Here is an 18306-nt window from a genome sequence, read left to right as displayed (position 1 = left end):
ATAATTGTTTGTATTTTTACAGTTATAACAGAAATAATATTAAAAGAAAGTCAGGATAACAGGAGGAAACACAAATGGCTTACAGTGAAAAAGTAATGGATCATTTTCAGCATCCGCGTAATGTAGGAGAAATAGAGAACGCAAGTGGCGTAGGTACAGTGGGAAATGCAAAATGTGGTGATATCATGAGGATTTTTCTTGATATCGATGATGAAACACATATCATCAAAGACTGCAAATTCAAAACATTCGGATGTGGTGCGGCAGTTGCAACCAGCAGCATGGCAACAGAGATGGTAATGGGAAAAACCATTGAAGAAGCTATGGAAGTTACAAATAAGGCAGTTATGGAAGCCCTGGACGGACTTCCGCCTGTAAAAGTACACTGCTCCCTGCTTGCAGAGGAAGCAATCCATGCGGCTCTGTGGGATTATGCACAGAAGCACCATATTGAAATCAAAGGTCTTAAGAAACCAAAGTCTGATATTCACGAAGGCGAAGAAGCAGAGGAAGAAGAATATTGATTATAGCAAAAAATCTGAATCTGTTTGTAATCTGAAATCGTTATTTATAAAGAAGGGGCGGGTGATACTCATCATCTGCCCTGTACTTTATATTATGGCATTATATGATATCAGGGACGAAAGATATTTTGTGAAGCAGTTCCCGCAATTTTTATTATATGATGCTGCTATAAATATTTTCTGCAGGAGGTAGAAATGACAGGACTTACAAATGAACAGGTGCAGGAGAGGATTGCAGAAGGAAAAGTTAATGTCAACGAGAACCCGAATACCAGAACCTACAAGCAGATTATTTTGGAAAACACCCTTACGTTTTTTAACTTTTTAAATATTGTACTGCTTGTTCTGGTGCTTTTTGTGAGATCTTATAAGAATTCCATGTTTATGGGAATCATTCTGATCAACACAGTGATAGGGATTATCCAGGAAGTCAGAGCAAAGAAGACTATTGACAAACTTGCTATCCTTACAGAGAGTAAAACGGTAGTTTTACGTGAGGGAAAGAAATGGAGTATTTCCACAGAGAAGCTGGTACTGGATGATCTGATCTTCCTGAAAACAGGAGATCAGATCCCTGCTGACGTAAAGGTGCTGGAGGGAACTGTAGAAGTAAACGAGTCTCTGCTCACCGGTGAGTCGGACAATCTGTCCAAAAGCCAGGGAGACGAACTTTTTTCAGGAAGCTTTGTGACATCAGGGGAAGCCTGCTGTCAGGTAATCCATGTTGGAAAAGACAATTATGCATCGCAGATCACAAGTGAAGCAAAGGAATTTAAACGTCATAATTCGGAACTTCGCAATTCTCTGAATGCGATTCTGAAGGTGATCAGTATCATTATCGTGCCTCTTGGTGCCATGTTGTTTTACAAGCAATATATGATCGTAGGAGATACACTGAAGGACTCTGTGGTAAATATGGTTGCCGCAGTACTTGGAATGATCCCGGAAGGCCTGGTGCTTCTGACAAGTGTGGCACTGACATTGGGTTCTATGGTTCTTGCTACAAAGAAGACACTTGTGCAGGAGCTTTACTGTATTGAAACACTGGCGAGAGTTGACACGCTCTGTCTGGATAAGACCGGTACGATCACAGAAGGTACCATGAAGGTTGAAGCTGTGCAGTTGTATGATACAGCACAGACAACTGTTGTACAACATACAGCAAAATTTGATCCGGAAACAGGGGAGCCTGTTCAGAATGTGCCAGCATTAAAACCGGAGGTTACGGTATCAGCAGAGAAGGAAAACGGACAGATACAGGAAACAGTAAATTCAGAAACGGTATCTCAGGAAGAAAGACAGAAGCTTCAGGAAATTGACCACATTATGGGAAATATGATGTCAGTTCTTCATGATCAGAATGCAACGGCAGATGCGCTGAGAGAGCGTTTTCCGTCAAGAACTGACCTGAAGCTGATCCATGCAATTCCCTTTTCTTCAGACCGAAAATACAGTGGTGCTGTTTTTGATGGAAAGGGAACATATCTTATGGGAGCTGCCCAGTTCCTTTTTCCGGAAGGAAATGAAGAGCTTCTGACACATTGCAGCAGCTATGCACAGGCTGGATACCGTATCCTTGTTCTGGCTCACAGTGAACAGGAGACAAAAGGAACGGAACGCCCGACAGGACTTAAACCGTTGGGACTGTTTCTCATCACTGACGTGATACGTGAAGAAGCACCGGATACTCTGGCTTTTTTTGACAGCCAGGGAGTTGACCTTAAAGTTATCTCAGGAGATGATCCTGTGACTGTCTCTGCGATTGCAAAGAAAGCAGGACTGAAAAATGCCGATCATTATATCGATGCAACAACAATCAAAACTTCGGAAGAAATGCAGCGTGCAGTTGCAGAATGCAGTGTGTTTGGGCGTGTAACACCGCAGCAGAAGAAACAGATGGTACAGGCTCTTCAGTCACAGAAGCATACAGTTGCAATGACCGGTGACGGTGTAAACGACGTACTTGCACTCAAGGAAGCAGACTGCAGTATTGCCATGGCGGCAGGAAGCGATGCAGCTAAAAATATTGCAAATGTCGTTCTTCTTGATTCTAATTTCGGGGCAATGCCTCATATTGTAAATCAGGGCCGTCGTGTTGTAAACAATATCAGAAGTGCGGCATCCATGTTTCTGATCAAAACAATTTTTTCTGTTTTACTGTCATTGATCACAATTTTCTTTGGAGATGCATATCCCTTTGAACCAATCCAGATGTCACTGATCAGTGCCTGCGCAGTGGGAATTCCCACATTTCTTCTGACACAGGAAAATAATTACAATAAGATTGATCATACATTCCTGAGGCATGTATTTATGAATGCATTTCCTGCGGCAGTAACCATTACAGGATGTGTATTTACGATCATGCTGGTCTGTCAGGATGTATACCATTCCAACGTCATGCTTAATACAGCCTGTGTTCTGGTTACGGGGTGGAACTATATGTCTGCACTGCGTACAGTTTATTCGCCGCTGAACACATACAGAAAAGTGATCATTTATGGAATGCAGTTTGCATTTTTTATAAGTGCGGTTGTATTGCAGGATTTGCTGACACTGGGTTCTCTGGAATTTGGAATGATCATTCTGGTATTTGTACTGATGACATTCTCTCCAATCCTGATCGAAACTATTACAGAATGGATCAGGAGGATTTATGAGAAGTCACTGGACAGAGAAGATGAAAATAAAGGATTTTTTGCAAGATTTCTGGAAAGAGTCCAGAAGTAAAAAACGAGGACAATCTGTAAAATATGCAGATTGTCCTCGTTTGCATTATGCGATCTGCGTTATGCAGATGAATGGTTTATTTCTTTCTGCACAGCCAGAAGCATCCAAATGCGGGGATCATAACACCTTTAGCTTCCATCTCATGTCCAGAGATAAGATCAGTGTATATGCCGTCATCTTCGTTGATCCATGCAACCTTATCCTGATCGCTGAAGTTATAGATTCCGATGAATTTCTCCTCTGCATTTTCGCGTACGATCGCAAGGATAGAAGAATCCCAGGTATCGATTGTACGAAGATCAGCTGTTGTATCAAAAACGCTGTGTGAACTTCTGATATGTTCCAGATGATCCAGTGCGTGGAAAAGTTTTCCCTGTACTGTATCTGCGATATTTCTGTTTGGAGCAAGTGACCAGCTGAATTCTCCTCTGTGGAGATAGCGGGAATCAACTGCCTTGTCAGGATCATCTTTATAAGAATAGTCGTTTACCTGACCAATCTCATCTCCGCTGTAGATTACAGGGATACCTGACTGGGAAAGCATAAATGCATGAAGTGTGATGTCATAGCGCACACTTCTGTCAACACCAGCTACATTTCCTTCAAAACCATATTTCTCAATACCGCACAGAGATGCAGTAGTACCGCAAAGTCTTGCATCACCCAGACGTGGGTCATCATTGTAAAGTTCGCCGCGGCCAAATGTATCCGGATATTTGCCTGTAAAGAAATCATTCAGGAATTTCTTATGAGAAACCTCATCGATTGAGAAATTCTTCAGGAAATCATAATCCAGTCCCCAGCCAATATCATCATGGCAGCGCAGATAATTCTGGAAGATATACTCTTTTGGAAGAGATCCCAGAATATCCAGCTGCCTGCGGAGCAGAGATACATCTTTGGTTGCAACTGTGTGCCAGGTGCTTGCCATAGTAGTAACGTTGTACAGGATATGGCATTCCGGCTTTTCAAGTGTACCGAAATATGGAACAACTTTTTCAGGAGCCATGACAACCTCTCCGAGAAGAAGGACTCCCGGGCACACGATCTCGCAGATCATACGCATCATACGTACGATTGTGTGAACCTGTGGCAGGTTGCGGCAGTTTGTTCCAAGCTGTTTCCAGATATAAGGAACTGCATCGAGACGTACGATGTCAACACCCTGGTTTGCCAGATATAACATGTTGTAGACCATTTCGTTAAACACAACAGGATTTCTGTAGTTTAAATCCCACTGGTATGGATAGAAAGTAGTCATGACATGCTTGTGAAGGTCATCCAGCCATGTAAAGTTGCCCGGTGCGGTAGTTGGGAATACCTGTGGACAGGTCTTCTCATAGAGAGCAGGAACATCGTAGGTATCAAAGAAGAAATAACGGTCCTGGTATTCTTTTTCACCTGCGCGTGCTCGTTTCGCCCATTCATGCTCTTCGGAAGTATGGTTCATAACGAAATCAAGGCAGATGTTGATGCCGCGTTCATGGCATTTGGAGGTAAGCTCTGAAAAGTCCTCCATAGTACCAAGCTCAGGCTGCACTGTGCGAAAGTCAGCTACTGCATAACCACCGTCACTTTTTCCTTTCGGAGATGCGAGCAGAGGCATCAGATGAAGATAATTGACATTGCATTCTTCCACATAATCCAGATGTTCCTCCAGACCTTTTAAAGTATGTGCAAAATTGTTTACATACATCATCATGCCTACAAGGTCATTGCGTTTATACCAGTCCGGATCAGCCTCACGCTTTTTATCAGATGCCTTTAATGCTGAATTTCTGCTGTTATAGAAAGCTTCCATATTAGAAGTAAGATCATGCAGATAGGTCATGACATCATCACGATCCTGATATAATTCGCAATATAACCATTTCAACTCATCATAATGTTTCTGAAAACGTTCATTATATAAAGTACGATCAACAGGAACGTCCAGTTTAACAGGTTCCACTTTGGAAGTCTCGACCTTAACAGGTTCTACTTTGGAAGTCTCAACCTTAACAGGTTCTACCTTGGAAGTCTCAACCTTAACAGGTTCTACCTTGGAAGTCTCGACCTTAACAGGTTCCACTTTGGAAGTCTCAACCTTAACAGGTTCTACCTTGGAAGTCTCGACCTTAACAGGTTCTACTTTGGAAGTCTCAACCTTAACAGGTTCCACTTTGGAAGTCTCGACCTTAACAGGTTCTACTTTAGAAGTTTCAACTCTGGCAGGCTCAGTTTTGGAAGTAGTCACTTGTAAAATTTCTGATTCCTGCTTTCTGACTGTTGATGAAGAACGTTTCTTCTGGAGTCTTTTTTTAGCCATAATATTCCTCCCTGGTTTATGAAAAATACAGTAACTGGGCAGTGTCGGGACATATAAAACATAAATATGGAGACACCGGACAGTTACGAATATATACAGAAAGCTGCAATTTCCATATCTGCTGTCAGTTTTTTATCATGATCAGCTATGATGCAGACCAGAGAAACAGTATTTGGAGCAGTTTGGAAATTGGGCTTCTGAAATCATATGTAATATTATATTATAGGAACTGCCATATAGGCAAGTACTGACACGTTTTACAGAGAAATAAATTCCGGTTTACGGTCTTTGAAGATTGTATAGTAACGAAAACCACAGGCTTCCAGTACACTGGCAGCTTTATCAAATGCACAGGCGATTTTATCCGGAGTATGCGCATCTGCTCCGATGGTGATGATCTCTCCGCCAAGTTCTCTATAGCGCCTTATTACGGCAGTACATGGATTGGGTTCTCCAAGACCATAATGATATCCGCCGGTATTAAGTTCGATGCCTTTTCCCATGGAAATCAGTTTCTTCAGAATCTCATCCAGAATATCTTTATACCGTCCGTAAGAATATTCCCGGTTCTTGTTAGGACCATAACGGACAACATAATCAATATGTCCGTAAACGTCAAATCCGTCATATGCGGAAATGTTTTCAAGAATGGATTCAAAATATTCCATATAACATAAAAATTCCTTACGTCCTTCAAAAAATTCCGGGTAATAAGGATCATACCCATGGACAAGATGGGATGAACCGATAACGAAATCAAAAGGTGTCTGAGAGAGAAGTGAGTCAAAATATTCTCCCAGATGCATCTGCAGTCCTAGTTCAATTCCGAAACGTACCTGAATTTTATCCTTATATATATCTGAAAGTTCAGCCAGCTTTTCTTTGTAAGCCGGAATATCCAGAGAAAAATCCAGATTGTCCGGAGTAACAGGGTAATCCGGATCCAGATGTTCCGTAAAAGTAATTCCCTGTAGTCCCGTTTCAACAGCACGATGAATCATAATTTCCATAGGCGTATCCGAGTCAGCAGAAAAAGAAGAGTGCATATGACAATCCCACAATATTTGTCTGTCCATAATTTCAGTCCTTTCTTCTGTAAAAAACAGTACTGTTATATTTGCGTGTGATATATTACAAATGAATACGGTGTCCTCTTAAATGGATATATCTGCACCTGAAATATCACAATTACAGGCCCGGATCAGTGTATTCATAAAGCACTGTATACACAGTATAACATATAATTTACATTTTTTACTTAATTTTTATATGTTTTTTGGAAAATGGTCTTGAATTTTTGTTTAGAATTATGTACAATACATTACAGGTTGATGATTCTTTAACAAACAAAGGATTACCATAATTAACCACTTAATTCATAGGAGGAATTTTATCATGGCAGTAAAAGTTGCAATTAATGGTTTTGGACGTATTGGACGTCTTGCATTCCGTCAGATGTTTGGAGCAGAAGGATTTGAAATCGTAGCAATCAACGATTTAACATCTCCTAAAATGCTTGCTCACTTATTAAAATATGATTCAACACAGGGAAAATATGCTCTTGCAGATACAGTAACAGCAGGAGAAGATTCCATCACAGTTGACGGAAAAGAAATCAAAATTTACGCAAAAGCTAACGCTGCTGAACTTCCATGGGGAGAAATCGGTGTAGACGTAGTTCTTGAGTGTACAGGATTCTATACATCTAAAGACAAAGCTCAGGCTCATATCGATGCAGGTGCTAAACACGTTATCATTTCCGCTCCGGCTGGAAACGATCTTAAGACAATCGTTTACAATGTAAACCATGAAACTCTTACAAAAGAAGATCACATCATCTCCGCAGCTTCCTGTACAACAAACTGCTTAGCTCCAATGGCTAAAGCATTAAATGATCTTGCTGCAATCAAATCCGGTATCATGTGCACAATCCACGCTTACACAGGCGATCAGATGACACTTGACGGACCACAGAGAAAAGGTGATTTAAGAAGATCTCGTGCAGCTGCAGTTAACATCGTTCCTAACAGCACAGGTGCTGCTAAAGCTATCGGTCTTGTTATTCCAGAACTGAACGGTAAACTTATCGGATCTGCTCAGCGTGTTCCTACCCCAACAGGTTCTACAACAATCTTAACAGCAGTTGTTGAAGGAAACGTAACAAAAGAACAGATCAACGCAGCTATGAAAGCAGCTTCTAATGAATCCTTCGGATACAACGAAGATGAAATCGTATCCAGCGATATTGTTGGTATGAGATTTGGTTCTCTGTTCGATGCTACTCAGACAATGGTTCTTCCACTTGAGAATGGCACAACAGAAGTACAGGTAGTTTCCTGGTATGACAACGAGAACTCCTACACAAGCCAGATGGTTCGTACAATCAAACACTTTGGTAAATTACTGAACGCTTAATTTTCAGTAAGTGTAAAGGAATAGACTCCAACGAAGGGTCCGGTCTGATTTGGACCGGACCTTTTTCGCGTGGTCTGGAATAACAGCAGGAAATCAATAAGTTACTGTTTACAGATATGCAGTAACTGTTAAAGAATATTATTAAGGAGGCACCACAAATGCTGAATAAAAAATCTGTTGATGATATCAATGTAAAAGGCAAAAAAGTTCTTGTAAGATGTGACTTCAATGTTCCTCTTCAGGATGGAAAGATCACAGATGAGAACCGTCTGGTTGCAGCTCTTCCTACAATCAAGAAGCTGATCGCTGACGGCGGAAAGGTTATTCTCTGCTCCCACCTTGGAAAACCGAAGGGAGAGCCGAAACCGGAATTATCTCTTGCACCGGTTGCAAAACGTCTTTCCGAATTATTAGGACAGGAAGTTAAGTTTGCAGCAGATCCTGAAGTAGTAGGACCTAATGCAAAAGCAGCAGTAGCTGAGATGAAAGACGGAGATGTTATCTTACTTGAGAACACACGTTATCGCGCAGAAGAAACAAAGAACGGAGACGAATTCAGCAAAGAACTTGCTTCTCTTTGTGATGTATTTGTTAATGATGCATTTGGTACAGCTCACAGAGCACACTGCTCTAATGTTGGTGTGACCAAATATGTTGATACAGCAGTTGTTGGTTACTTAATGCAGAAGGAAATCGATTTCCTTGGAAATGCAGTGAACAATCCTGAGAGACCGTTTGTTGCTATCCTTGGCGGAGCTAAGGTTTCCAGCAAGATTTCTGTAATCAATAACCTTCTTGATAAAGTAGATACTCTTATCATTGGTGGTGGTATGTCTTACACATTCTCAAAAGCTATGGGTGGACATATTGGAACATCTCTTTGTGAGGATGATTATCTTCAGTATGCATTGGACATGATGAAGAAAGCAGAAGACAAAGGTGTGAAACTTCTTCTTCCGTTAGATAACAGAATCGGTGATAACTTCTCTAATGACTGTAATATCCAGGTTGTTAAACGTGGTGAGATTCCGGACGGATGGGAAGGAATGGATATCGGACCGGAAACAGAGAAGCTTTTCGGTGACGCAGTAAAAGATGCTAAGACAGTTGTATGGAACGGACCGATGGGCTGCTTCGAAATGCCAAACTTCGCTCATGGTACAGAAGCTGTTGCAAAAGCACTTGCTGAAACAGATGCCACAACTATTATCGGTGGTGGTGATTCTGCAGCTGCAGTTAACATCCTTGGTTATGGCGACAAGATGACACACATCTCCACAGGTGGCGGTGCATCTCTTGAATTCCTGGAAGGAAAAGAACTCCCGGGTGTTGCAGCAGCAAACGATAAATAAGAATATAATAACATCCCACAGGGATACTAAGGAGATAAATCATCATGGCAAGAAAGAAAATTATCGCTGGTAACTGGAAAATGAACATGACACCAAGCGAAGCCGTTAAATTAGTAGAAACATTAAAACCATTAGTAGTTAACGATGAAGTAGACGTAGTATTCTGCGTACCTGCAATCGATATCATCCCGGTTGTAGAAGCTGCTAAGGGAACAAACATCCAGGTTGGTGCTGAGAACATGTACTTCGAAGAGAAAGGTGCATACACAGGAGAAATCTCCCCTGCAATGCTCGTAGATGCCGGAGTTAAATATGTTGTTCTTGGACATTCCGAAAGAAGAGAATACTTCGGAGAAACAAACGAAGATGTTAACAAGAAAGTTCTCAAAGCTTTCGAACATGGAATTACACCTATCATGTGCTGTGGCGAAACTCTTACTCAGAGAGAACAGGGCGTGACAATGGATTTCATCCGTCAGCAGGTTAAAGTTGGATTCCAGGGTGTTACAGCAGATCAGGCTAAGACAGCAGTTATCGCTTACGAGCCAATCTGGGCAATCGGAACAGGTAAAACAGCTACAACTGAGCAGGCTCAGGAAGTATGCGCAGGTATTCGTGCATGCATCGCTGAAATCTATGATGAAGCAACAGCAGAAGCAATCCGTATCCAGTATGGCGGATCTGTAAATCCTGCAACAGCACCTGACTTATTCGTTCAGAACGATATCGATGGCGGCCTTGTAGGTGGTGCTTCTCTGAAAGCTGATTTCGGAAAGATCGTAAACTACAAATAAGAATAAAAAACTGATTATAAGCAGATAATCTTTGTGTCCAAACGAGAAATAATATAATGCCCCTGAATACAGGAAAATTGGTAATTTTACTGATTGGATTGTATTCAGGGGATTGTTATAGTTGAAGCAGGTAAGTTACCTGCTTTAATTGCTGTTGCGAATATTTGTTTGGCTATGTCAGACACATAGTATCTTATGAAATTAATATGTATAAAGAAAAAGACAGCTTCATTACTGAAACTGTCTTTTTTATCTGGTGTAAAAATCTGCTGTAAGCTGTTTCTTTTGTACTTTGGGTAAATCTCTTTTGCACGAAAGGAATGCCTCGATACTTTTGTATTTTGACTATTTATCAGGTGTATTTAGTTCATGTATTTTATCTTTTGTATTTTGGAGTATTTCTGAATTTTTATCCTTGGTGATATAAATTTTTTTCTCTTTGGCAATTCGATGATTTTCTCTTTTGTATGTACAAACTATATCATATTTTTCTACATTCGTCTACAAGTTTCAACAGAAATCAGTCAAAAACATTTCGACAGAATCCCTGCTTTTTCGACATTTGGAGAGGAAATTGACAGATAAATAAAGATTGTCTGATTGCGGGAATCCATTTTCGCTGATATAATGTAAAAAATGTGTAATTATAGAAAGCAGGTTAATATTTTATGGAAGAAAAAGTAACAAAATGTAGTGTATCAAAGAAATGCGGAAGCTGCCAGTATCAGGGTGTTCCTTATAAAGAACAGCTTGCCGCCAAGCAGAAAAGGATGAAGAAGCTTCTTGGAAAGTTTGCAAATGTAAAACCAATCATTGGAATGGATGATCCCTTTTATTATAGAAATAAAGTTCATGCAGTATTTGACAGGGATAAAAAAGGTAATATTATCTGTGGAACCTACGAAGCGAAAACACATAAGGTTGTTCCGATAGAAGAGTGCATGATCGAGGATAAGATCAGTCAGGAAATCATCCGTACAATTCGGGATATGCTGAAATCTTTTAGAATCAAAACATATGATGAGGACACAGGATATGGACTTTTGCGCCATGTGCTGGTGAGAAGAGGGTTTTCCACAGATGAGATCATGGTGGTTCTTGTGATTGGTTCCCCGATCTTTCCTTCAAAAAATAATTTTGTGAAAGCTCTGAGAAAGAAATACCCACAGATTACAACAGTTGTGCTTAACGTCAATGATAAGAAGACCAGTATGGTACTGGGTGAGCGTGATATCGTCATTTATGGAAAAGGATATATCCGGGATACGCTCTGCGGATGTACATTCCGCATTTCTCCGCAGTCTTTTTATCAGGTAAATCCTGTACAGACAGAAATTCTGTATAAGACAGCAATTGAATATGCGGGGCTTGGACGAAAAGAAACAGTGATAGATGCATACTGCGGAATAGGAACAATCGGACTTGTAGCTGCAAAGCGGGCAAAGAATGTCATTGGTGTGGAATTAAATCCGGATGCAGTCCGCGATGCCAGAATCAATGCAAAGGAAAATAAGATTACAAATGCACGTTTCTATCAGGGAGATGCAGGAGAATTTATGGAAAATATGGCAGAAAACGGAGAACATGCAGATGTTGTGTTTATGGATCCACCCCGTACAGGCAGTGATAAAAAGTTTATGTCCTCTGTTATCAAACTGAATCCATCAAGAATCGTATATATCTCCTGTGGACCGGAAACACTGGCAAGAGATCTGGAGTATTTGACAAAACATGGCTATGATGTGAGAAAAATACAGCCGGTAGATATGTTCAGTTTTACAGACCATTGTGAAAATATTTGTCTTTTGACGAAAAAATTTGAGAAACAGACGAAAAATCAAAACGAATACAAATACTAAAAGAATATAAATACCAAAAGAAAAGGAAGGTTTCATGGAAATAAGAAAAGCATCAGTACAAGATCTTGGGCAGATCATGCAAGTTTATGATAAAGCCCGCAAATTTATGAGAGAAAATGGCAATGCAGAACAGTGGGGTGAAGATTACCCCTCAGCAGAACTGATAGAGCATGATATTGATAAAATGTATCTGTGCATGTCAGAAGGGCGGATTGCCTGTGTTTTCTATTATGCGGCGGAAGAAGATGAAGATTATAAAGAAATTAATGGAAAATGGCTGAATGAAGAACCCTATGGAGTAGTTCACAGGGTAGCGTCCACAGGAATAGTAAGAGGAGCCGCATCATTCTGTCTGGACTGGGCCTATGCTCAGACACAGAATCTCCGTATGGATACATACAGCGATAACATCCCCATGCAGAAACTTCTGGAAAAATGCGGATTTCAGTACTGTGGTTCATTTGAACGTCTGGGAATGGATAAATGGATGGCATACCAGAAAATATAATAAACAAGTCCCTATCTGTTTCAACTGTAAGAGACAGATGGGGACTTTAAGGTTATTGATTGCTGTAGTTAGAGGTATCCATCAGAAGAAATCCGGTCTTTTACAGATTCTCAACAATCTGGCGTGCTACATATACACCGCTTGCAGAAGCATGGGACAGGGAATGGGTTACACCGCTTCCGTCTCCAATGATATACAGGCCTTTGTATCTGCTTTCCAGATTTTCATCAATATCAACTTCCATATTATAGAACTTAACCTCCACACCATAGAGGAGGGTGTCGTCATTAGCTGTCCCGGGAGCGATTTTATCCAGAGCATAAATCATTTCAATGATTCCGTCAAGGATACGTTTCGGGAGAACAAGACTCAGATCACCGGGAGTAGCTGCGAGAGTAGGTCGTACCATACCTTCTTCGATACGTGCAACCGTACTCCTTCTTCCGCGCACCAGATCGCCGAAACGCTGTACGATCACACCGCCGCCCAGCATATTGGAAAGACGGGCAATGCTTTCGCCATATCCATTACTGTCTTTAAATGGCTCAGAGAAATGTTTGGCTACCAACAGTGCGAAGTTTGTATTTTCTGTCTGTTTGGACGGATCTTCATAGCTGTGGCCATTTGCTGTGACAATGCCGTTTGTATTTTCGTTTACAACGATGCCATAAGGATTCATACAGAAAGTCCTCACATTATCTTCGAATTTTTCTGTTCTGTAGACAATCTTACTCTCATACAGTTCGTCTGTCAGGTGTGAGAAGATAACAGCAGGAAGTTCTACACGTACACCCAGGTCTACCCGGTTTGATTTGGTTGGGATATCAAGTTCTTTACAGATCTGTTCCATCCATTTGCTTCCGCTTCTGCCTACGGATACAATGCATTTGTTGCAGTCAGTGGTATCATTCTTTGTGATGATACGGTATCTGTCTTCAAGTACTTCCAGACGTTCTACAGGAGTGTTGAAATGAAAATCAACATGCTCTTTTAATTTTGCATATAAGTTCTCAAGAACCACATAGTTAATGTCTGTTCCCAGATGACGTACGGAAGCATCCAGAAGCTTTAATTTGTTCTGCATACAAAGTTTTTTGAATTTGGTTCCGGCTGTAGAATACATTTTTGTGTCCTGTCCGCCGTAGGCAACATTGATCTCATCTACGTAACGCATCAGGTCAAGAGCGTCTTTCTTTCCAATATGTTCATAAAGTGTTCCGCCGAAATCATTTGTGATATTGTATTTGCCGTCAGAGAAAGCACCGGCACCGCCAAAGCCGCTCATAATGGCACAGGTTTTACATTTGATACAGGTTTTTACTTTGTCACCATCAATTGGGCAATGTCTTTTACTGAGAGGATTTCCAGCCTCAAAAACAGCAATCTTTAAATCGTTATTTTGCTTCATCAGCTCATAGGCAGAGAAAATACCGCCAGGTCCTGCGCCGATGATCACTACATCATATTTCATATATACTACGATCCTTTCAGGTAAAAATATTTTGTAAATCTGCAGCAAGTCTCCTGAACGCACTATTTAACTGATAAATTGCGAAGCGGATGATATTATGCGCCTGAAGAGAATGCCATAGATAAGTCTGCGTTACTGAGAACGAAGGATACAGTAATAAGTATATCATAAATAAATGAAAAAATCTTATGTTTTTGTGAATGGACTTATAGGATAACATTATAAATAATGTTTTAACCGAATCAGGTAAGTCCCCTGTGGAGATTGCGAATATCAGCCTGACTTTCTGCAGGATATGATAAGCAAAATATATTATAGATATGAGAAGATATCAGGTTAGGGGTAAAATACCTTTTTCCCGAACATAAAAAGAACAAATAGTTCTATAAAAGGGCACAACTACATCATTTTGATACTGAACCCGAAAAAATTATTTTTTCTCAGGTTCAGCATTATCCGGAATGTGTTCTACAATATCACCGAAATCGCAGTCAAGGATTGAACATAAGATATCAAGACTGCGGATTTCCACATTTTCATTATGACGGAGTTTATCCAGAAAAGAAGTGCTTATGCCATAGTGAGTGTACAGGGCATACTGGCTGATTTTCCGCTCCTTCATAGTCTTCCATAATTTTCTATAGCTTATCATATGTAATAACCGTCCGATTTGTTCTTGATTCATATTTATTATCGGGTTAAAATAGGTCTTGTAACAGTGTCTTTATAAAGACACTATTGAGAAGGAAAGTGATATAATGAAGACGATCAGAAAGATAATGGAAGGCGTGGCCGCAGCCTGCATATCAGTGGCAATGTATTACTGCTTCCTGAGTGGAGCCCCTGCCGGGGGAACAGAGAGAACTGTTTATATGATCCTGGATGGAATATTCTGTATTTCTGCCTGGGTGGCAGGAGTGGGGATATTATGGTATGTGAGATGGCTTCGCAGACGGAACAAAGAACTGGGAAATATGATAAAGATTTTGCTTAAAAATGCAGACAAACTTGACAAATAGGAAATTCTGCCATACTATAAAAACCAACGAAAACGAAAGGGGAATCCTGCAAAATGAATGAAAATGTCATCAAAGCCGCACTGTTAGGATTTGGAACAGTAGGAACAGGTGTATATAAGGTACTGAAGAATCAGGAAAAGGAAATGTCGGCCAAGATTGGCTGTAAAATTGAGATAAAGAAAATCCTTGTGAGAAATATAGAGAAGGCAGCGGCGAAGATAGAAGACGCCTCTTTGCTCACCAGCCAGTGGGATGAGATTATAAATGATCCGGAGATTGAGATTGTGATTGAACTGATGGGTGGGATTAATCCTGCAAAAGAGTATATCCTTTCTGCATTAAAAGCCGGTAAGCATGTAGTCTCTGCAAACAAGGATCTGATCGCAGTACATGGTCATGAGCTTCTGGATGCGGCACATGAGAGTAAAGTGGATTTTCTGTTTGAAGCAGCAGTAGCAGGTGGTATTCCGATCATCAGACCATTGAAACAGTGTCTGGCAGGAAATCACATGACAGAAGTTATGGGTATTGTAAACGGAACCACAAACTTTATTCTGACAAAGATGACTCAGGAAGGCATGGAGTTTAAGGATGCCCTGGCACTTGCAACAGAACTTGGATATGCGGAGGCTGATCCGACTGCTGATATCGAAGGTCTGGATGCAGGACGTAAGGTAGCGATCCTTGCATCTGTGGCATTTAACTCACGTGTGGTATTTAACGATGTATATACAGAGGGAATTGCCAAGATCACATCAAAAGATATTCATTATGCGAAAGAAATGGGACGTGATATCAAGCTTCTGGGTGTTGCAAGAAACGAAGCAGACGGAATTGAAGCATATGTGTGCCCGATGCTGATTCCCAGTTCCCATCCGCTTGCAACTGTAAATGATTCCTATAATGCAGTATTTGTCCATGGAGATGCAGTGGAGGATGCCATGTTCTTCGGAAGAGGAGCAGGAGAACTTCCTACAGCCAGTGCAGTTGTGGGTGATGTATTTGATATTGTGAGAAATATTCTTGCAGGATGCTGCGGCAGAATCGGATGTACCTGTTACAAGAATATCCCTGTTAAGAAAATGGAAGATACACATAACCGTTATTTCCTCCGTCTCAAAGTAGAGGATCGCTGCGGTGTTCTTGCCGAGATGACTGCTATTTTTGCCAAATATCAGGTCAGTGTTGCACAGATTATCCAGAAAGATACCAAGGTGGAAGGGTGTGCGGAAGTAGTTGTGATCACTGAGAAGGTAAGAGAAGGTGATTTCAGAACTGCCATCGAAGAACTGAGAAACAGGGATTCCGTAAGAAAGATTTCAACGATCATTCGTGTATATGGAAAATAAGTTACTGTTCTTTTCATATATATAGTAATGAAAATGGTACTGTTCACACACCACTATTCCGCGAGGTGTTTTGGCATGAATATGCCAAAATCCCGAGACATACAAGCCAAAATTCCATTGCCGTAGGCAATTTGGAATGAATTTTGGCAACGTTACTGAGAACGGAGTGAACAGTAACTGAAAATGAAACAGATACAAAAAAAGAATTGAAAAATCCTGAGATTTTGATACTATATAAGAGATGTCAGATATAAAAGTTTTATTGTGCAGAGATGATCAGTTTTCTGCTTCTGATATCAGCAAAACAGTTATCAATTATGAATAAACATAAAAGGAGAACATTATGAGTAAAAAACCAACCGTATTAATGATTCTTGATGGATATGGTCTGAATGACAAAAAGGAAGGAAACGCTGTATATCTGGCTAAAACACCGGTTATGGACAAGCTGATGGCAGAATATCCATTTGTAAAAGGAAACGCAAGCGGACTGGCAGTAGGTCTTCCGGACGGACAGATGGGTAATTCTGAAGTAGGACATATGAATATGGGCGCAGGCCGTATCGTATATCAGGAACTTACCAGAATCACAAAAGAAATCCAGGACGGTGATTTCTTTAAGAATGAAGCTCTTCTTGCAGCAATGAAGAACGCAAAAGAGAATAACTCTGCAGTACATTTCATGGGACTTCTTTCTGATGGTGGTGTGCACAGTCATAATACACATCTTTATGGATTACTTGAGATGGCTAAGAGAGAGGGCGTTGAGAAGGTTTACGTACATTGTTTCCTTGACGGTCGTGACACACCTCCTGCATCAGGTAAAGAGTTTGTAGAGGCTCTTGAAGCAGAGATGAAGAAGATCGGTGTAGGTGAGATTGCTACTGTTTCCGGACGTTACTATGCGATGGATCGTGATAACCGCTGGGATCGTGTAGAACTTGCATACAATGCTCTTACAACAGGAGAAGGCGTAAAGGGAACAGATGCACCGGCAGCAGTTCAGGCTTCTTATGACAATGATAAGACAGACGAGTTTGTTCTTCCTACAGTTATCGAGAAAGACGGACAGCCGACAGGTGTTATATCTGATAAAGATTCTGTTGTATTCTTTAATTTCCGTCCTGACCGCGCTCGTGAGATCACAAGAGCATTCTGCGATGATGATTTCCAGGGATTTGAAAGAAAAGCAAGACCACAGGTTACTTTCGTATGCTTCACAGATTACGATGATACCATTCAGAATAAACAGGTTGCATTCCACAAGGTTCAGCTTCACAATACATTTGGTGAGTATCTTGCAGCACACAATATGACTCAGGCGCGTATTGCTGAAACAGAGAAATATGCACATGTTACATTCTTCTTCAACGGCGGTGTGGAAGAGCCGAACAAAGGAGAAGACAGAATTCTGGTTAAATCTCCGAAGGTTGCAACCTACGATCTTCAGCCGGAAATGAGTGCACCTCAGGTTTGCGAGAAACTGGTAGATGCGATTAAATCTGACAAATATGATGTGATCGTGATCAACTTTGCAAACCCGGATATGGTTGGACATACAGGCGTACAGGAAGCTGCCATCAAAGCAGTGGAAACTGTTGATGAATGTGTTGGCAAAGCAGTAGAGGCTCTTAAGGAAGTGGACGGACAGATGTTTATCTGTGCTGACCATGGAAATGCAGAACAGCTGATCGACTATGAGACAGGTGCTCCGTGGACTGCACATACAACAAATCCTGTACCATTTATTCTTGTAAATGCAGATCCGAAATATACACTGCGCGAGAACGGATGTCTTGCAGATATCGTTCCTACACTGATCCAGCTTATGGGAATGGAACAGCCTGCGGAAATGACAGGAAAATCACTTCTTGTAGAGAAATAATATAATACAAAAACTGTGAGAACTGCTTTGCAGACATCAGCAGTTCGTGATATTGACGAAACCCTCTGACACAAATCAGAGGGTTTTTTGTT

14 protein-coding genes are annotated in these 18306 nt (G+C 40.9%); 10 read left to right on the top strand and 4 right to left on the bottom strand.

The window, feature by feature from the left end; translation table 11 throughout:
* Positions 1-74: 74 nt before the first annotated feature.
* Both nifU and NQ550_RS14160 read left to right on the top strand, forming a co-directional pair.
* A complete protein-coding gene (gene nifU, locus NQ550_RS14165; RefSeq protein WP_008704067.1) occupies positions 75-524 on the top strand; it encodes a Fe-S cluster assembly scaffold protein NifU in 450 nt (149 codons plus the stop codon).
* A 195-nt stretch (positions 525-719) separates the two neighbouring features.
* Positions 720-3254: a cation-translocating P-type ATPase gene (locus NQ550_RS14160; protein ID WP_025577287.1), complete on the top strand. Its 2535-nt coding sequence runs from the start codon at positions 720-722 to the stop codon at positions 3252-3254.
* A gap of 76 nt (positions 3255-3330) precedes the next feature.
* Here NQ550_RS14160 and NQ550_RS14155 read toward each other — a convergent pair whose 3' ends face one another.
* Both NQ550_RS14155 and NQ550_RS14150 read right to left on the bottom strand, forming a co-directional pair.
* On the bottom strand, positions 3331-5562 hold the full coding sequence (locus tag NQ550_RS14155; protein WP_243281284.1) for an amylosucrase: 2232 nt from the start codon (positions 5560-5562) through the stop codon (positions 3331-3333).
* A gap of 257 nt (positions 5563-5819) precedes the next feature.
* Positions 5820-6638 carry a histidinol-phosphatase HisJ family protein gene (locus NQ550_RS14150; RefSeq protein WP_025577284.1) on the bottom strand — a complete coding sequence of 273 codons (819 nt, stop codon included), beginning with the start codon at positions 6636-6638 and terminating at the stop codon, positions 5820-5822.
* A gap of 319 nt (positions 6639-6957) precedes the next feature.
* On the opposite strand from NQ550_RS14150, the gene gap reads away from it, so the two are divergent.
* The 5 genes from gap (at position 6958) to NQ550_RS14125 (ending at position 12490) form a co-directional block, all read left to right on the top strand.
* Positions 6958-7977 carry a type I glyceraldehyde-3-phosphate dehydrogenase gene (gene gap, locus NQ550_RS14145; RefSeq protein ID WP_008704062.1) on the top strand — a complete coding sequence of 340 codons (1020 nt, stop codon included), beginning with the start codon at positions 6958-6960 and terminating at the stop codon, positions 7975-7977.
* A 158-nt stretch (positions 7978-8135) separates the two neighbouring features.
* On the top strand, positions 8136-9329 hold the full coding sequence (locus NQ550_RS14140) for a phosphoglycerate kinase (protein WP_025577282.1): 1194 nt from the start codon (positions 8136-8138) through the stop codon (positions 9327-9329).
* A gap of 44 nt (positions 9330-9373) precedes the next feature.
* Positions 9374-10123 carry a triose-phosphate isomerase gene (tpiA, locus tag NQ550_RS14135; protein ID WP_022381027.1) on the top strand — a complete coding sequence of 250 codons (750 nt, stop codon included), beginning with the start codon at positions 9374-9376 and terminating at the stop codon, positions 10121-10123.
* A gap of 668 nt (positions 10124-10791) precedes the next feature.
* Complete coding sequence (gene rlmD, locus NQ550_RS14130; RefSeq protein ID WP_025577281.1) at positions 10792-11982, top strand: 23S rRNA (uracil(1939)-C(5))-methyltransferase RlmD; 1191 nt, start codon at positions 10792-10794, stop codon at positions 11980-11982.
* Positions 11983-12016: 34 nt separating this feature from the next.
* A complete protein-coding gene (locus NQ550_RS14125; RefSeq protein ID WP_022381025.1) occupies positions 12017-12490 on the top strand; it encodes a GNAT family N-acetyltransferase in 474 nt (157 codons plus the stop codon).
* Positions 12491-12590: 100 nt separating this feature from the next.
* Here NQ550_RS14125 and NQ550_RS14120 read toward each other — a convergent pair whose 3' ends face one another.
* Entirely contained in the window at positions 12591-13961 is a 1371-nt protein-coding gene (locus NQ550_RS14120) for an NAD(P)/FAD-dependent oxidoreductase (protein ID WP_022381024.1), read from the bottom strand.
* 430 nt (positions 13962-14391) lie between these two features.
* On the bottom strand, positions 14392-14583 hold the full coding sequence (locus NQ550_RS14115; RefSeq protein ID WP_326929053.1) for a helix-turn-helix domain-containing protein: 192 nt from the start codon (positions 14581-14583) through the stop codon (positions 14392-14394).
* 136 nt (positions 14584-14719) lie between these two features.
* Between NQ550_RS14115 and NQ550_RS14110 the strand changes: the two genes are divergently transcribed.
* From NQ550_RS14110 to gpmI, 3 genes are all read left to right on the top strand, one after another.
* Entirely contained in the window at positions 14720-14980 is a 261-nt protein-coding gene (locus NQ550_RS14110; RefSeq protein ID WP_025577276.1) for a hypothetical protein, read from the top strand.
* A 53-nt stretch (positions 14981-15033) separates the two neighbouring features.
* Positions 15034-16329 (top strand): homoserine dehydrogenase, encoded by a 1296-nt coding sequence (locus NQ550_RS14105; RefSeq protein ID WP_025577274.1) that lies wholly within the window; start codon positions 15034-15036, stop codon positions 16327-16329.
* A 343-nt stretch (positions 16330-16672) separates the two neighbouring features.
* Entirely contained in the window at positions 16673-18214 is a 1542-nt protein-coding gene (gene gpmI / locus NQ550_RS14100) for a 2,3-bisphosphoglycerate-independent phosphoglycerate mutase (protein ID WP_008704048.1), read from the top strand.
* Positions 18215-18306: the final 92 nt, after the last annotated feature.

This window comes from Blautia wexlerae DSM 19850 (genome assembly GCF_025148125.1).
Classification (GTDB): domain Bacteria; phylum Bacillota; class Clostridia; order Lachnospirales; family Lachnospiraceae; genus Blautia_A; species Blautia_A wexlerae.
This window is presented reverse-complemented; position numbering and strand designations above follow the sequence as displayed.

Excerpts from the sequence above, each read along its gene's own strand:
- NQ550_RS14150 (WP_025577284.1), bottom strand. The coding sequence starts at position 6,638 with ATGGACAGACAAATATTGTGGGATTGTCATATGCACTCTTCTTTTTCT.
- NQ550_RS14115 (WP_326929053.1), bottom strand. The coding sequence starts at position 14,583 with ATGAAGGAGCGGAAAATCAGCCAGTATGCCCTGTACACTCACTATGGC.
- NQ550_RS14125 (WP_022381025.1), top strand. The coding sequence starts at position 12,017 with ATGGAAATAAGAAAAGCATCAGTACAAGATCTTGGGCAGATCATGCAA.
- rlmD (WP_025577281.1), top strand. The coding sequence starts at position 10,792 with ATGGAAGAAAAAGTAACAAAATGTAGTGTATCAAAGAAATGCGGAAGC.
- gap (WP_008704062.1), top strand. The coding sequence starts at position 6,958 with ATGGCAGTAAAAGTTGCAATTAATGGTTTTGGACGTATTGGACGTCTT.
- nifU (WP_008704067.1), top strand. The coding sequence starts at position 75 with ATGGCTTACAGTGAAAAAGTAATGGATCATTTTCAGCATCCGCGTAAT.
- NQ550_RS14105 (WP_025577274.1), top strand. The coding sequence starts at position 15,034 with ATGAATGAAAATGTCATCAAAGCCGCACTGTTAGGATTTGGAACAGTA.
- NQ550_RS14155 (WP_243281284.1), bottom strand. The coding sequence starts at position 5,562 with ATGGCTAAAAAAAGACTCCAGAAGAAACGTTCTTCATCAACAGTCAGA.
- tpiA (WP_022381027.1), top strand. The coding sequence starts at position 9,374 with ATGGCAAGAAAGAAAATTATCGCTGGTAACTGGAAAATGAACATGACA.
- NQ550_RS14120 (WP_022381024.1), bottom strand. The coding sequence starts at position 13,961 with ATGAAATATGATGTAGTGATCATCGGCGCAGGACCTGGCGGTATTTTC.
- NQ550_RS14160 (WP_025577287.1), top strand. The coding sequence starts at position 720 with ATGACAGGACTTACAAATGAACAGGTGCAGGAGAGGATTGCAGAAGGA.
- gpmI (WP_008704048.1), top strand. The coding sequence starts at position 16,673 with ATGAGTAAAAAACCAACCGTATTAATGATTCTTGATGGATATGGTCTG.
- NQ550_RS14140 (WP_025577282.1), top strand. The coding sequence starts at position 8,136 with ATGCTGAATAAAAAATCTGTTGATGATATCAATGTAAAAGGCAAAAAA.
- NQ550_RS14110 (WP_025577276.1), top strand. The coding sequence starts at position 14,720 with ATGAAGACGATCAGAAAGATAATGGAAGGCGTGGCCGCAGCCTGCATA.